Origin of the sequence: Providencia sp. PROV080, assembly GCF_033688105.1 — a bacterium.
Lineage (GTDB): Bacteria > Pseudomonadota > Gammaproteobacteria > Enterobacterales > Enterobacteriaceae > Providencia > Providencia zhejiangensis.
On the sequence record NZ_CP096346.1, the window covers coordinates 270,245 to 285,334 of the forward strand.

The 15,090-nt window shown below is 42.9% G+C and carries 14 protein-coding genes; 12 read left to right on the forward strand and 2 right to left on the reverse strand.

What is annotated here, in order from left to right; genetic code table 11:
- Nucleotides 1–51: 51 nt before the first annotated feature.
- On the reverse strand, nt 52–282 hold the full coding sequence (feoA, locus tag M1F03_RS01175; protein WP_154622219.1) for a ferrous iron transporter A: 231 nt from the start codon (nt 280–282) through the stop codon (nt 52–54).
- Between the two features lie 352 nt (nt 283–634).
- The gene (locus tag M1F03_RS01180) at nt 635–2,968 is read right to left on the reverse strand and encodes a Tex family protein (protein ID WP_154623644.1); all 2,334 of its coding nucleotides are present in this window, start codon (nt 2,966–2,968) and stop codon (nt 635–637) included.
- Nucleotides 2,969–3,125: 157 nt separating this feature from the next.
- Here M1F03_RS01180 and greB point away from each other — a divergent pair, with 157 nt between their 5' ends.
- From greB to M1F03_RS01240, 12 genes are all read left to right on the forward strand, one after another.
- Nucleotides 3,126–3,611: a transcription elongation factor GreB gene (gene greB, locus M1F03_RS01185; RefSeq protein ID WP_154624386.1), complete on the forward strand. Its 486-nt coding sequence runs from the start codon at nt 3,126–3,128 to the stop codon at nt 3,609–3,611.
- A 249-nt stretch (nt 3,612–3,860) separates the two neighbouring features.
- A complete protein-coding gene (gene ompR, locus M1F03_RS01190; RefSeq protein ID WP_004923581.1) occupies nt 3,861–4,580 on the forward strand; it encodes a two-component system response regulator OmpR in 720 nt (239 codons plus the stop codon).
- Nucleotides 4,577–5,908, forward strand: coding sequence for a two-component system sensor histidine kinase EnvZ (gene envZ, locus M1F03_RS01195; RefSeq protein ID WP_154624387.1), 1,332 nt, complete (start codon nt 4,577–4,579; stop codon nt 5,906–5,908). Before ompR ends, envZ begins: the two co-directional genes overlap by 4 nt.
- A gap of 187 nt (nt 5,909–6,095) precedes the next feature.
- A complete protein-coding gene (locus M1F03_RS01200; protein WP_251464896.1) occupies nt 6,096–7,016 on the forward strand; it encodes a hypothetical protein in 921 nt (306 codons plus the stop codon).
- A gap of 519 nt (nt 7,017–7,535) precedes the next feature.
- On the forward strand, nt 7,536–8,579 hold the full coding sequence (pstS, locus tag M1F03_RS01205) for a phosphate ABC transporter substrate-binding protein PstS (protein WP_154624389.1): 1,044 nt from the start codon (nt 7,536–7,538) through the stop codon (nt 8,577–8,579).
- Nucleotides 8,580–8,690: 111 nt separating this feature from the next.
- Entirely contained in the window at nt 8,691–9,647 is a 957-nt protein-coding gene (gene pstC / locus M1F03_RS01210; RefSeq protein ID WP_154624390.1) for a phosphate ABC transporter permease PstC, read from the forward strand.
- A 1-nt stretch (nt 9,648) separates the two neighbouring features.
- Entirely contained in the window at nt 9,649–10,530 is an 882-nt protein-coding gene (gene pstA / locus M1F03_RS01215) for a phosphate ABC transporter permease PstA (RefSeq protein WP_154624391.1), read from the forward strand.
- Nucleotides 10,531–10,568: 38 nt separating this feature from the next.
- Nucleotides 10,569–11,345, forward strand: coding sequence for a phosphate ABC transporter ATP-binding protein PstB (gene pstB, locus M1F03_RS01220; protein ID WP_154624392.1), 777 nt, complete (start codon nt 10,569–10,571; stop codon nt 11,343–11,345).
- Nucleotides 11,346–11,358: 13 nt separating this feature from the next.
- Nucleotides 11,359–12,072 carry a phosphate signaling complex protein PhoU gene (gene phoU, locus M1F03_RS01225; RefSeq protein WP_154624393.1) on the forward strand — a complete coding sequence of 238 codons (714 nt, stop codon included), beginning with the start codon at nt 11,359–11,361 and terminating at the stop codon, nt 12,070–12,072.
- Nucleotides 12,073–12,561: 489 nt separating this feature from the next.
- Entirely contained in the window at nt 12,562–13,392 is an 831-nt protein-coding gene (locus M1F03_RS01230; protein WP_154624394.1) for an ABC transporter substrate-binding protein, read from the forward strand.
- Nucleotides 13,393–13,494: 102 nt separating this feature from the next.
- Nucleotides 13,495–14,247, forward strand: coding sequence for an amino acid ABC transporter permease (locus M1F03_RS01235; protein WP_251464897.1), 753 nt, complete (start codon nt 13,495–13,497; stop codon nt 14,245–14,247).
- A gap of 1 nt (nt 14,248) precedes the next feature.
- A complete protein-coding gene (locus M1F03_RS01240; protein ID WP_154624396.1) occupies nt 14,249–15,001 on the forward strand; it encodes an amino acid ABC transporter permease in 753 nt (250 codons plus the stop codon).
- The last annotated feature ends 89 nt before the right edge of the window (nt 15,002–15,090 follow it).

A 15,090-nucleotide genomic window follows, 5' to 3' on the forward strand; every position in this document is an offset into this window, starting at 1 on the left:
TTACCAGTAATAAAAATTTAAGATAACGACCTGGTGCAGTAATCCGTGATGTTAGGTGGCTGTGGTTTCGTCAAGGTTAAGTAACGCTAAATCTTTTTTGCGTAATACAAGACTCACTCGATGTGTTTCGATTTGAATCGGATCACCGAAAGGAGCACAACGCACCACCTTAAAGATAGAGCCGGGTAATAGACCAAGTGAAAGCAATTTTTGTCGGTAAGCGGGGCTTATCTGTGGTGAGAAACCGAGTATTTTGTAGCTATGTTGAGGAAGTAATGACATAACGCCTTCCGTTTATCATGAGTAGTAATGATAATTATTAAAAATATAATTTTTTATGGACCAAAAAAGACAGTAAGTAGTAATAAATCTAATTAATAATGAGAATTATAATCATCAACTATTCACTATATTTAGCCTCTTTTTTCGTCAAACTGAATTGATATGGATCAACTAAGCATTGAGTATACGGGCACTTCGGATTGATGAACCTAAGTTGTGCAGGTAAATAAAAACAGTTTAATGTATTCGTTTTGTTAAATATTAACGTAATGAAATTGTCGGGGTGGGATTAAAAACCTCTACAATCAAAGAGAAAGTCGATTGTAGAGGTGTTTTTATTGCGGAGTCTGACTTAGCGTTTTTTGCCAAATGCGGCGGCGAGGGCATCGCTCATCGCACTGTTTCCCGCGGAACTATTATTTTTTCGTGAAGTATCGCGAGGTGTCGACGGTGTTTTCCGTGAGTTTCTATCTTGCGAATGGTTCGTTCTACGCGATGAACTATGGCTATCACCCGGTTGCTCATCTAAGCGCATAGTGAGCGCGATGCGTTTACGCGGAATATCAACGTCGATCACTTTGACTTTTACAATATCGCCAGCTTTGACCACTTTATGCGGGTCATCGACATAACTGTTAGACAGCGATGAAATATGGACTAAACCATCTTGGTGAACACCGATATCGACGAACGCACCGAAGTTAGTGACATTAGTGACTGAGCCTTCAAGGATCATGCCCAATGTCAAATCATTCATGGTTTCGACACCTTCAGCAAAGGTTGCCGTTTTAAACTCAGGCCGAGGGTCTCGACCCGGTTTATCTAGCTCTTTGATAATATCCGTGACGGTAGGAACACCAAACTGCTCTGTTGTAAAATCATGGGGGCTTAAACTATTCAAGGCTTGTGAGTTGCCCATGATCTCTTTGAGAGGTTGACGAACGGCATCGAGAATTTTTTCAACGACAGGATAAGCCTCTGGGTGGACACCAGACGCATCAAGTGGGTTGTCACCGTTAGTGATACGTAAGAAACCGGCACATTGTTCAAAGGCTTTTGGCCCTAAACGAGTCACTTTCAAGAGCTGTTTTCGGTCGTTAAAACGGCCATTCTCATCTCGCCAATTCACGACATTCTGAGCGATCATTTTGCTCAAACCAGCAACACGCGTAAGCAAAGCGACAGATGCCGTGTTTAAGTCAACCCCGACTGAGTTTACACAATCCTCGACTACCGCATCGAGTTTACGGGCTAATTGCGTTTGGCTGACGTCGTGCTGATACTGACCAACGCCAATCGATTTCGGATCGATTTTTACTAATTCAGCGAGGGGGTCTTGCAGACGACGCGCGATAGAAACGGCCCCACGTAGTGATACATCAAGGTCTGGGAACTCTTGTGCTGCCAGCTCTGAAGCGGAATAAACGGATGCGCCCGCTTCACTCACAATGACTTTTTGTGCCGTCACTTCAGGATACTGTTTTTGCACTTCGGCAAAGAAACGCTCTGTCTCTCTAGAAGCGGTACCATTACCAATGGCCACCAATTCCACTTGGTGCTTTTGGCATAAGGCAGCAACCACGGCGGCGGCTTTCGCTGCTTGCCCCGTATGTGGATAGATAGTCTCTGTTGCGATGAGTTTACCTGTTGCATCGACGACCGCGACTTTAACGCCGGTACGTAAGCCGGGATCGAGGCCCATCGTTGCGCGCATCCCAGCGGGTGCGGCCATTAATAGGTCATGGAGGTTACGCGCAAATACATTGATTGCTTCATCTTCTGCTTTTTCTCGCAAGGAACTCATGATTTCCGTTTCAAGATGAAGCAGAACTTTGACACGCCATGTCCAACTGATGACGGCTTTACGCCATTGGTCGGCTGGTGCATTGTTTAACCTAACATCAAGGTGACGTGTAATGATTTCTTCACAGTAACTCTCTTTAGGCGGCTCTTCAAATTGTGGGTCACAATTCAGTGACAGTTGTAAGATCCCTTCATTACGACCGCGGAACATGGCTAATGCGCGGTGAGAGGGAACGGAAGAAACAGGCTCTTGATGATCAAAATAGTCGCTAAATTTTGCTCCCTCTGTTTGTTTTCCGTCAGCAACTTTGGAAACAATGTGGGCATTTTTTAGCAAGTAGTCACGCACTTTGGCTAATAATGTCGCATCTTCAGCGAAACGTTCCATTAAAATATAACGGGCGCCATCAAGTGCCGCTTTGACGTCAGCAACCCCTTTTTCTTCATTGATATAGGCTTGTGCTAAATCATCCGGTGATTGGCTAGGGTCATGCCATAAGGCTTCCGCTAATGGCTCTAAACCTGCTTCAATCGCGATTTGTCCACGAGTACGGCGTTTAGGTTTAAAGGGTAAGTAAAGGTCTTCTAGTTCGGTTTTATTGAGGGTATTGTTGATGGCAGCGGCGAGTTCAGGGGTGAGTTTCTCTTGTTCTTCTATTGACTTAAGGATAGTTTGCTTACGCTCATTCAACTCTCGTAGATACCCTAAACGGCTCTCCAGTTGACGAAGTTGGGTATCATCTAGCCCACCGGTCACTTCTTTACGATAACGGGCAATAAAAGGAACAGTGTTTCCTTCATCCAGCAGTGTGATAGCAGAAAATACCTGTTTCGTCTGAACTTGTAGCTCTGCTGCAATTATTTGGCTTAGAGTTTCATTCATGTCGCTTTTAATACCTAATCAATGAATAATAAAAAAATTTATGGCACTGTTATACTTGCACAGAGGCAGAATTTCTAGGGCGAACTTTATTAAAGTCAAAGAATAATTCTGTATATAATTTATAATTATCTAACTTGCTTACTAATTTATAAAGGTTATGAATAAGAGTCTGTTAATCACACGCGAAGGCTGGGATGCTCTGGACAAAGAACTTAAGTACCTTTGGAAAGAAGAGCGTCCAAGAGTGACCCAATCCGTTTCTGAAGCCGCAGCACAAGGCGACCGCTCAGAGAATGCGGAATATATTTACGGCAAAAAACGCTTGCGAGAAATTGATCGTCGAGTTCGTTTTTTATCTAAAAGATTGGATCAACTCAGGATTGTCGAACCTGACCCACGGCAAGAAGGGCGTGTTTTTTTTGGGGCATGGGTTAAACTAGAAGATGATGATGAAAATATCAGAATATTCCGGTTAGTGGGTGCTGACGAATTTAATCCCTCTAAAAATTGGATTTCGATTGACTCTCCAGTAGCTCGAGCACTAGTTGGTAAGCAGGTTGACGATGAAATTACTGTCAACACGCCGGGGGGGATTGTGACCTATTCGATATTAGAAATTAGTTATAAACCTCTAGCCCTATAACGCGTAAAATTATTCATTAAATTTCAAGTTGATGGTAAATTAGAGCATTAACTATTTTATATTTAACTTATACGCAAAATAATTAAGTTATATACCACTATCACAGGCTAGCGAAAAAACGCATTAATATGATGAGGCGATCATTTAGATAACTGTGAATTTGGTGACACCCATAATTTTTGGGAATGGTGGGTATGCTCTTATTTTTAAAGATAATTTCAATAGATTGCACATCTTGAGGGCTACAAAATGCAAGAAAGTTATAAAGTTCTTGTTGTCGATGATGATATGCGTTTACGTGCCTTACTAGAACGCTATCTCACGGAACAAGGGTTTCAGGTACGTAGTGCCGCCAATGCAGAACAAATGGATAGGATCCTCACGCGAGAATCTATTCATCTTATTGTTTTAGATTTAATGTTGCCGGGTGAAGACGGCCTGTCAATTTGTCGCCGTTTGCGTAGTCAAAATAATCCGATTCCGATTATTATGGTGACGGCAAAAGGTGAAGAAGTTGATCGTATTGTCGGTTTAGAAATTGGTGCCGATGACTACATCCCGAAACCATTTAACCCGCGTGAATTATTGGCGCGTATCCGTGCGGTATTACGTCGTCAAGCAAATGAACTACCTGGTGCACCATCTCAGGATGATGCCATTATCACATTCGGCAAATTTAAACTTAACCTTGGTACTCGTGAAATGTTCCAAGGCGAAGAAAATATGCCTTTAACCAGTGGTGAGTTTGCCGTACTAAAAGTGCTGGTTTCGCATCCAAGGGAACCATTATCTCGTGATAAGCTGATGAGCTTGGCGAGAGGCCGTGAATACAGTGCGATGGAACGTTCAATTGACGTGCAAATCTCACGTTTACGCCGTATGGTTGAAGAAGATCCTGCTCATCCCCGCTATATCCAAACAGTTTGGGGACTGGGTTACGTGTTTGTACCGGACGGTAGTAAAGCATGAAGCGATTGAGGTTCTCTCGCCGTAGTACATTTTCTCGTTCGTTATTTTTGTTCGTTGCCTTATTGTTTGCCAGCCTTGTCACCAGCTATATGGTGGTATTGAACTTTGTTGTGATGCCAAGTTTGCAACAGTTTAATAAAGTACTGGCTTATGAAGTACGAACTTTAATGACGGAAAAGATGGTGCTGCAAGATGGAACCACTGTGCGGGTTTCTCCTGCATTGCGTAAAAAGATTTATAATGAGTTAGGGATCACATTTTATGCCCAATCAGCTGCCATGGAAGAAGGCTTAAATTGGGCTAAAGAATATGATTTCCTCAGTGAAAACATGTCTGAATATATTGGCGGTGAAGCTAAAGTCCGTTTAGAACTTGGCCGCGAATATCCTATTCTTTGGCTAACGTCTTATCTTGCCCCCGATATCTGGGTACGGGTACCTTTGACCGAAATAGGGCAAAACCAATTCTCGCTAGTATTCCGTTATACATTAGCAATCTTTCTGTTTATTTTTGCCGGTGTTTGGCTCTATATCCGTTATCAAAATAAACCCTTACTGGAGCTTGAATACCATGCTGGTCAAGTAGGTAAAGGGGTTATTCTGCCTGCTATGCAGGAAAAAGGCGCCGCAGAGGTAAGAGCCGCAATTCGCTCCTTTAACCACATGGCAGCCGGCATCAAAACACTTGAAAATGACCGTACGATATTAATGGCAGGGGTCAGCCACGACCTCCGTACACCATTAACACGCATACGTTTAGCGACGGAAATGATGAGTCCAGAAGATGGTTATCTTGCTGAATCCATCAATAAAGATATTGAAGAGTGCGATGCGATCATTGGTCAATTCATGGACTACCTGAAGACCGGTCAAGAAATGAATATGGAGTTCTGTGACCTGAATGCAATCTTAAATGAAGCCGTCACCGCGGAAAGCAGTGTTACAGGTGAAATTGAAACGGCATTTGAGCCAGGTAATCTGATTGTGAATGCCAATCCATTGGCGATTAAGCGGGCAATTACGAATATGATCGTGAATGCCTATCGTTATGGTAATGGTTGGATTAAAGTCAGCAGTGGTAAAAACGAAGACTCAGTCTGGTTCCAAGTGGAAGATGATGGTGCAGGAATTAAGGAAGAGGATATCCAACGTCTCTTTCAACCGTTTGTGCAAGGGGAAAAAGCGCGTAGCAATAAGGGAACAGGCCTTGGCTTAGCGATTATCCGCCGTATTGTCGACGCCCATGAGGGCAGTATCGAAATTCATAAAAGCGAACGGGGGGGTTTTGCCATTCGCGCGCTGTTACCATTGAAAGAAAAAGAAGAATAACAGGCTGTTAGTGAAATGAGCTGTCAGCCTATCTCATCTCTTTAACTAAAATATTCTTAAATTGTATTCATTCCTAATTATTTACCTCATAAAACATGCCGTTTATAAATAAAATAATCGTTATATAAAAGACTCAGCAATTGTTTCGTTTGGATAATAGATCCAAATAAAATAATTGGGTGAATCTATGCAGATTAATTTTTTTAAAACGATCCGTTCTTCTCAAAGTCAAAATGCATGCGCGAGGATAGAAGGAAAGGGAGACCAATCTGCCCTATTTCAAAAAATAAAGCGTACACGATGTACCATAATAGGGTTCTTTCAAGAACCTAAAAAGGTGGCTACACCGGTGACGTGGGGTCGACAACTGACCGCGGTTATCCAATCACCGGAACATCAATTGGCAACATCAAAATCACCGCTATCTATTCCAGTACCGCCGCCAATGCCTGAGTTTGGTACTCCGCTTGCTCAACCAACAAAAGCAGGGAAAATAGGGATGGAGCAAGTGTTTGCAGAGCTAAAAAGTTGTCAGACTTTTATCAATCATGCCAAAAAGCGTAAGGGGCTTGAAAAAAACGCAGTGGCTTCAACCGATACGCCACCGCCCCCTCCGCCGATGGCAAAGTTTCTGGGCATTGGCAAAATGGCTGTTGCTCCGCAAACTCAGGGGGAAAAAACCGGTATGGCACAAGTGCTGGCGGAGCTGAAAAACCATCAGGTTTTTATCAATAATGCCAAAAAGTGTGAGGGAGTTGAAGAGACCTCAGTGACTTCAATCGATACGCCACCGCCCCCTCCGCCGATGGCAAAGTTTCTGGGCATTGGCAAAATGGCTGTTGCTCCGCAAACTCAGGGGGAGAAAACCGGTATGGCGCAAGTGCTGGCAGAGCTGAAAAGTCATCAAGTTTTTATCAATAATGCCAAAAAGTATGAGGGGCTTGAAGAAACCTCAGAGACTTCAATCGATACGCCACCGCCCCCTCCGCCACTGAAAGGCATCCACAAAATGACGACGCCCTCTCAAACTCAGGGAAAGAAAGTCGGTATGGAGCAAGTGCTGGCTGAGCTTAAGGAGTATATGCTGCACAAAGCAAATAAAGAATAATGTCGGTCTATGTGTATTTTGAAATTGGATATAAGATCGATTATTGTCGCTAACGTGCTCATTTTACGCGTCAATGGGCACGTCATGGCGGTTTGCTTGTTAGGTGTTTAACCATCGTTATTTGCTGTAGCGCTTAGAAAATCATAAAGCGCGTATTTTGCAATGAACTGTTATCTATCCCCTCATGACAAGTGTATGCGCTTTTTGCTATGGTGAGCAGAGCAGTATTGATCGATCCTGAGAGGCGGCAAAAAAGAATTGTGCGACTTTTTTATGACAGAGTGTCATTTTTGCCTCATGACAGATTGGCAGAGTATTATATTTCTTACCATCTGATTTTATTGTTAATTTTTTTTATTGGCCTTCCGCTTTGCTTCAATAAATACGCTAAAATAATCAATTGTCATAAAACTGTCATAAATCAGACATGTTGTTGTCATCAAATTGTCCTATTTTTCCTACCGTGACATTTCACCAACAATTTACACTTAATTGTTTCTATACATCCCCGGAGGGATTATGAAAATGATGCGTACAACCTTAGCTAGCGTAATGGCAGCAACTCTTTCAATGACTGCGATGTCTTCTTTTGCTGCCACAAGCTTAACTGGCGCGGGTGCAACATTCCCTGCCCCTGTTTACGCTAAGTGGGCGGACTCTTATCAGAAAGAAACAGGTAATAAAGTGAACTACCAGGGAATCGGTTCTTCTGGTGGCGTTAAACAAATTAATGCGAAAACAGTTGATTTCGGTGCATCTGATGCGCCATTGACTGATGAAAAATTGAAGCAAGATGGCCTGTTCCAGTTCCCAACAGTTATCGGCGGCGTTGTCTTGGCCGTTAATGTGAAAGGTATCCAGTCTGGTCAATTGACATTAGACGGAACGACGTTGGGTGACATCTATCTTGGCAAAATCACCAAATGGAATGACCCCGCAATTGCTAAGCTGAACCCTGATGTTAACTTACCAGACCAAAATATTGCGGTAGTAAGACGTTCTGATGGTTCCGGTACCACTTTTGTCTTCACTAGCTATTTATCGAAAGTGAGTTCAAATTGGAAAAATGACATCGGTGCGGGTTCAACGGTTAATTGGCCGAAAAACAGCGTAGGTGGTAAAGGTAATGATGGCGTTGCAGCCTTCGTTCAACGTCTACCAGGCTCTATCGGTTATGTTGAATATGCTTATGCAAAACAGAATAATCTTGCTTATACTAAACTCGTTTCAGCGGATGGTAAGGTGGTTTCACCAACAGGTGAAAGCTTCAGTGCGGCAGCGAAAAAAGTGGACTGGTCTAAGTCATTCGCTCAAGACCTGACTAACCGTGATGGTGAAAATGCATGGCCAATCACATCCACCACATTTATCTTAGTTCATAAAGATCAAGCGAATGCAGAAAAAGGAAAAGCGGTGCTCGACTTCTTTAACTGGGCTTACGAAAAAGGTGGTCAACAAGCTGAAGCATTAGATTACGCTGTACTACCCGCAGAAGTTGTGACAGCAATACGTGCAGCATGGAAAACAGAAGTTAAAGATAGCCAAGGTAAACCACTGTTTTAATCAGTGAACCTCGGGTTGGCAATGGATGGCGGATGCTTAGGATTAACATCCGCCTTCTGACGTAGTAACTAAATCCTACTAATAAAGTAGGTGTAGGATGAGACAAAGCGCATGGCCGAGAAAACAACGGCATTTAAAGCACCGAGCAAGTCAGGCGATGTGATATTTAGCGCATTGGTAAAAATTGCCGCACTAATCACTTTGTTAATGCTTGGTGGCATCATTATTTCCCTTATTTTTGCCTCGTGGCCGAGTATGCAAAAATTTGGGTTTTCGTTTTTATGGACTAAGGAATGGGATGCACCCGCGGAGGAGTTTGGGGCATTAGTGCCAATTTATGGCACCATTGTGACGTCATTGATCGCCCTGATTATTGCTGTACCCGTCAGTTTTGGTATTGCACTTTTCTTAACGGAACTGGCTCCTAACTGGTTAAAACGCCCTTTAGGTATTGCGATTGAATTGCTCGCAGCAATTCCAAGTATTGTTTACGGTATGTGGGGGCTATTTGTTTTTGCGCCTCTGTTTGCTGAATATTTCCAAGAGCCTGTCGGCAATGTGATGTCAAGTATCCCGATTGTCGGTGAGCTTTTCTCGGGTCCTGCATTCGGGATTGGTATTTTGGCGGCAGGGATTATCCTCGCCATTATGATCATTCCTTATATTGCCTCCGTTATGCGTGACGTATTTGAACAAACACCCGTCATGATGAAAGAGTCGGCATATGGTATTGGTTGTACCACATGGGAAGTGATCTGGAATATTGTTTTACCTTATACCCGTAATGGTGTGATTGGTGGCGTCATGTTAGGCCTTGGCCGTGCTCTTGGCGAAACCATGGCGGTGACCTTTGTCATCGGAAATACTTATCAACTGGATAGCTTCTCGTTATTTATGCCAGGAAACAGTATTACGTCAGCACTAGCGAATGAGTTTGCCGAAGCAGAAAGTGGATTACACACTGCTGCACTGATGGAACTTGGGTTAATTCTCTTTGTTATCACCTTCATTGTTCTGGCGATATCAAAACTCATGGTTATGCGCTTAGCGAAGAACGAGGGCCGTTAATATGTCGACATCTCAACATTTTGTTATTAACGAAAAAGAACGTGCCCGTCGTCAAGCATGGCGTCGTCAGATTAACCGAATGGCCTTATTTGTTTCAATGTTAACCATGGCCTTTGGTCTGTTCTGGCTGGTTTGGATTTTATTTTCAACGGTGACCAAAGGGATTGATGGGATGTCCCTTAACTTGTTCACAGAGATGACTCCGCCACCGAATACTGAAGGTGGTGGCCTCGCTAACGCCATCGTCGGAAGTGGCTTGTTGATTCTGTGGGCAACGGTGATAGGCACCCCTTTAGGTATCTTAGCAGGGATCTATTTGGCAGAGTATGGCCGTAAATCATGGCTCGCTTCTGTAACGCGTTTCATTAATGATATTTTGTTATCTGCACCATCAATTGTTGTAGGTCTGTTTGTCTATACCATTGTGGTTGCACAAATGCAGCACTTCTCTGGCTGGGCAGGCGTTATCGCTTTAGCACTGTTGCAGATTCCGATTGTTATCCGCACAACGGAAAATATGTTGAAACTGGTGCCGGATAGCTTGCGTGAAGCCGCATATGCGTTAGGTACGCCAAAATGGAAAATGATTTTATCTATTACGCTTAAAGCATCTGTATCCGGGATTATTACAGGGATCTTGCTAGCGATTGCTCGTATTGCGGGTGAAACCGCACCATTACTGTTCACTTCTTTGTCGAATCAGTTCTGGAGCACAGATATGAGTGAGCCAATTGCTAACTTGCCTGTGACTATCTTTAAATTTGCGATGAGTCCGTTCTCGGAATGGCAACAACTGGCATGGGCAGGGGTTCTATTAATCACCCTATGTGTCCTGTTAATTAACATTATCGCACGCGTTGTGTTTGCTAAGAAAAAACACTAACACCCGGATTGAATAGAGATTTATAGAGAGAAGTTGCCATGATTAATGCAAATCAGATCGCAAACAGTAAAATTCAAGTACGTGACCTTAACTTTTATTACGGTAAATTCCACGCACTAAAAAATATCTCGTTAGATATTGAAAAAAACAAAGTCACCGCATTTATCGGCCCATCCGGTTGCGGTAAATCAACGCTGCTGCGTACCTTTAATAAAATGTATGAGCTGTACGGTGAGCAGCGAGCAGAAGGTGAGATTCTGTTAGACGGTCAAAATATTTTGACTGATAAACAAGATATCGCGTTATTACGTGCCAAAGTCGGTATGGTATTCCAAAAACCAACACCCTTCCCGATGTCTATTTATGACAACATTGCCTTTGGTGTCCGTTTATTTGAAAAGTTATCGCGTGTTGAGATGGACGAACGTGTTCAGTGGGCGTTAACCAAAGCTGCGCTGTGGAATGAAACCAAAGATAAACTGCATCAAAGTGGTTATAGTCTTTCTGGTGGTCAGCAACAGCGCTTGTGTATCGCTCGTGGTATCGCTATTCGCCCTGAAGTTTTATTATTGGATGAGCCATGTTCAGCCCTTGACCCCATTTCAACTGGGCGTATTGAAGAGTTGATCAGCGAACTCAAATCTGAATATACCGTGGTCATTGTCACTCACAATATGCAACAGGCTGCACGTTGTTCGGATTATACGGCCTTTATGTATTTAGGTGAGTTGATTGAGTTTAATGACACAGACAAGATGTTTACCACACCTGAAAAGAAACAAACCGAAGACTATATTACAGGTCGTTACGGTTGATAGGGAGCCGATTATGGATACGCTGAATCACAACAAACATATTTCTGGGCAGTTCAATGCTGAATTGGAACATATCCATACAGAATTGATGACAATGGGAGGGCTGGTTGAAGAACAGCTCACCAAAGCGATCACTGCCATGCATAATCAGGATGAGGCTCTTGCGCGCGAAGTTATCGAAAATGACCATAAAGTGAATATGATGGAAGTGGCTATTGACGAAGAGTGCGTGAAAATCATTGCTAAGCGTCAGCCAACAGCCAGTGACTTACGCCTCATTATGGCTATTTCAAAAACCATCGCTGAACTCGAACGAATTGGGGATGTTGCCGATAAGATCTGCCAAACAGCATTAGAAAAATTCTCTCATCAACATCAACCTTTGCTGGTTAGCCTTGAGTCATTAGGGCGTCATACGGTACAAATGTTGCATGATGTGCTTGATGCTTTTGCGCGAATGGATTTGGAAGAAGCGATTCGGATTTATCGAGAAGATGAAAAAGTTGACCAAGAATACGAAGGAATAGTACGTCAACTGATGACGTACATGATGGAAGATCCAAGGACGATCCCAAGTGTATTAACGGCATTGTTCTGTGCCCGTTCGATTGAACGTATCGGAGATCGATGCCAAAACATTTGCGAATTCATTTTTTACTATGTGAAAGGGCAAGATTTCCGTCATGTAGGTGGCGATCAATTGGAAAAAATGATCACCAAAAAATAACGGTCAAACTTTGCGTTGTCGCATTGTTGGTTGTCATTACCAACCCCAGTCACAGACTTATGTGTGTGACTGGGGTTTTGTTTTTTATCGCCAGCGTCAACACGTGTGAGTGAGGTTATTGAGCGTCGTTTTCGTTCATTTCGATATGCTTAGAGTGTTTTTATTTGATGCAGATTTTAGGTTTTTGGTGATCTTTTAAAAGACTCCCGTTATCACGCTATTTTCATATGATATTAAACACGGACGAGTTAGTTAGAAAAAACCGTTTATTCATCCTCATTAAAGGTCCTCATAACGATTGTACGCATTAAACAACCCTTAAAGGTAACGTGAATCATTTTACAGGCTCTCTTCATTGCTTGGTGACCTATTTTTGCGCGTATATTCTTTTTTGATATAAATATATCATTTAATAGTATTTCAAGAGATAAGCCTTCCTTGATAATTTGTGGTAGTCGATTTACATAAATTTACCGTCAGAGGTGTTCAATGAAAGCTCGCGTTTTAACTACCGCACTACTTGCAGGCCTTGCGCTGGTGGCCAATGTCGCCAATGCAGATAAATTGGATGATATTAAGCAAGCTGGTGTTATTCGTATCTCTGTGTTTGACAGTAATCCACCATTTGGCTTTATTGACCCACAAACAAAAAAACTCGCGGGCTATGATGTTGATATCGCGCAAGCGATAGCCGATGACCTCGGCGTGAAATTGGAATTGCGTCCAACTAACCCAGCTAACCGTATTCCTCTACTGACATCAGGTAAGGTTGATCTCATTGGGGCAAATTTCACAATTACTGACGAACGCGCTAAGCAGGTTGATTTCTCGATTCCGGATTTTGCGACAGGGCAGAAGTTTATTGCTCGCAAAGGGGTCTTGAAAACGCCTGACGATATTGCCCCATTACGTATTGGTGCGGATAAAGGCACGGTACAGGAAGTGACCTTACGTGAGCGTTATCCAAATACGAAAGTGATCTCTTATGATGACACGCCACAAGCATTTGCTGCTTTGCGCAATGGTAATGTCCAAGCGATAACGCAAGATGACGCGAAGTTAGTCGGTCTGCTGGGTAACTTGCCAGAAAAAGTGAAGGCTGATTTTGAAATATCTCCGTTTAGTATCACTCGTGAATATCAAGCGGTTGCAGCAGTAAAAGGTGAAACGCGTTTAATCGAAAATGTGAATAACACCTTGTTGAAATTAGAAAAAGAAGGCAAAGCAGAACAGATTTATAACCGTTGGTTTGGCCCTGATACTAAGGCAGCGCAACCTCGAGGTGAATTCAAATTCGCTCCTCTTGAACAACAAAAATAATGATAACCATCTGATATATCGATTCAATATGTTGAATCAGCACTTCAGAATAAATAACCCCGCTCATTATTGCGGGGTTCTTAGTTATACAAGGCAGCAGTTATGTTTGAAAAATTTATTAGCGGCGAATTTTTTTCTCAGCATTTTTTGGCTCCTGAGTATTTGGAATGGTTTGGCTATGGCTTTTTGCTGACGATTTGGATCTCGGTTTGTACCATCATTGCTGCAACGCTATTAGGTTTTGTCGTTGCCGCGGCAAAGGATAGCCAAATTGCCCCGCTACGTTGGGGGGTCAGTGTGTATGTTTCCATTTTCCGTAATACACCTTTACTGGTTCAACTGTTTTTTTGGTATTTTGCGTCAGGGGAGATTTTATCATCGGAGATGATGGCATGGCTCAATACACCGCATGAAATCCATGTGGTAGGTATCACGCTGAGCTGGCCTTCATTTGAATTCTTAGCGGGTTTTGTTGGGTTAACATTATATACGGTACCATTTATTGCTGAAGAAATACGCTCAGGGATCCGTGGTGTACGCCAAGGCCAAAAATATGCAGCCTTTGCACTTGGTTTAACGGGATGGCAAGCCATGAAACATGTTGTGTTGCCACAAGCGGTGAAAATCGCCATGCCTCCTTTACTGGGGCAATACATGAATGTTGTTAAGAACTCGTCGTTAACCATGGCAATTGGTGTTGCTGAGCTCTCTTACGTCTCACGCCAAGTGGAAAGCCAAACATTACAAACATTCACTGCATTTGGCCTCGCAACAGTGCTGTATATCGCCATTATTGCGGTTATGGAAGGCTGGGGACAATGGCGAGCGCAACGAAATTTAGTGGAAGGGGTATAAGATGGATTTTTCAGTGATTGAACAAAATTGGCAATATTTGTTATTTGGCGCTTTTCCTGATGGTCCTATAGAAGGTGCAGCCCTTACACTGATTATCAGCTTAATTGCGGGTGCCGCATCGATTGTGCTGGGAACACTTAGCGGTGTTGCATTAGCCATGTTACGAGGGTTTTGGATGAACCTATTCGCGGCTATTTTAGGCTTTTTCCGTGCTATTCCAGTCATTATGCTAATTTTTTGGACCTATTTCTTCTTACCTGTGGTACTCGGAACAGAAATACCGGGCATCGCTTCGGTCGTTTGTGCGCTCGCATTAATCACCTCTGCCTATTTAGCTCATGCTGTAAAAGCAGGTATTCTTGCTATCGGGAAAGGGCAATGGCAGGCCGGATTATCATTAGGCTTTAGCCGTTGGCAAGTTTTATGGCAAATTGTCTTACCGCAAGCATTACGTATGATGGTTCCTTCATTTATTAATCAATGGGTGGCTTTGATTAAAGACACTTCCCTTGCTTACATTGTTGGTGTCGCGGAATTGTCATTTTTGGCGACACAAGTGAATAACCGTGAAATGGTGTATCCACTCGAAATTTTCTTATTTGTTGCCTTTATTTATTTTGTTATGTGCTTAACGTTAGAGATGATCGCGAACTTCGTGGCAAAACGTTTAAATAGTCATCAAGGGGCTAAACCATTTGCGCCAAAGCGTGCCTTGCTATTTTGGCGTAGACAAAAACTACTCGCGTTATCTTAATCAATTCAAGGTGGCGATTGCTGATGGGGTCGCCACTGCTTATGCAAATTTTATTTTTCTACTGTCTATTTCAATTCATCTTGTTGTAT

Coding starts and splice junctions, on each gene's coding strand:
- pstA (WP_154624391.1), top strand. CDS start 9,649: ATGTCGACATCTCAACATTTTGTTATTAACGAAAAAGAACGTGCCCGT.
- ompR (WP_004923581.1), top strand. CDS start 3,861: ATGCAAGAAAGTTATAAAGTTCTTGTTGTCGATGATGATATGCGTTTA.
- phoU (WP_154624393.1), top strand. CDS start 11,359: ATGGATACGCTGAATCACAACAAACATATTTCTGGGCAGTTCAATGCT.
- feoA (WP_154622219.1), bottom strand. CDS start 282: ATGTCATTACTTCCTCAACATAGCTACAAAATACTCGGTTTCTCACCA.
- M1F03_RS01235 (WP_251464897.1), top strand. CDS start 13,495: ATGTTTGAAAAATTTATTAGCGGCGAATTTTTTTCTCAGCATTTTTTG.
- pstC (WP_154624390.1), top strand. CDS start 8,691: ATGGCCGAGAAAACAACGGCATTTAAAGCACCGAGCAAGTCAGGCGAT.
- pstB (WP_154624392.1), top strand. CDS start 10,569: ATGATTAATGCAAATCAGATCGCAAACAGTAAAATTCAAGTACGTGAC.
- M1F03_RS01200 (WP_251464896.1), top strand. CDS start 6,096: ATGCAGATTAATTTTTTTAAAACGATCCGTTCTTCTCAAAGTCAAAAT.
- M1F03_RS01230 (WP_154624394.1), top strand. CDS start 12,562: ATGAAAGCTCGCGTTTTAACTACCGCACTACTTGCAGGCCTTGCGCTG.
- M1F03_RS01240 (WP_154624396.1), top strand. CDS start 14,249: ATGGATTTTTCAGTGATTGAACAAAATTGGCAATATTTGTTATTTGGC.
- envZ (WP_154624387.1), top strand. CDS start 4,577: ATGAAGCGATTGAGGTTCTCTCGCCGTAGTACATTTTCTCGTTCGTTA.
- greB (WP_154624386.1), top strand. CDS start 3,126: ATGAATAAGAGTCTGTTAATCACACGCGAAGGCTGGGATGCTCTGGAC.
- pstS (WP_154624389.1), top strand. CDS start 7,536: ATGAAAATGATGCGTACAACCTTAGCTAGCGTAATGGCAGCAACTCTT.
- M1F03_RS01180 (WP_154623644.1), bottom strand. CDS start 2,968: ATGAATGAAACTCTAAGCCAAATAATTGCAGCAGAGCTACAAGTTCAG.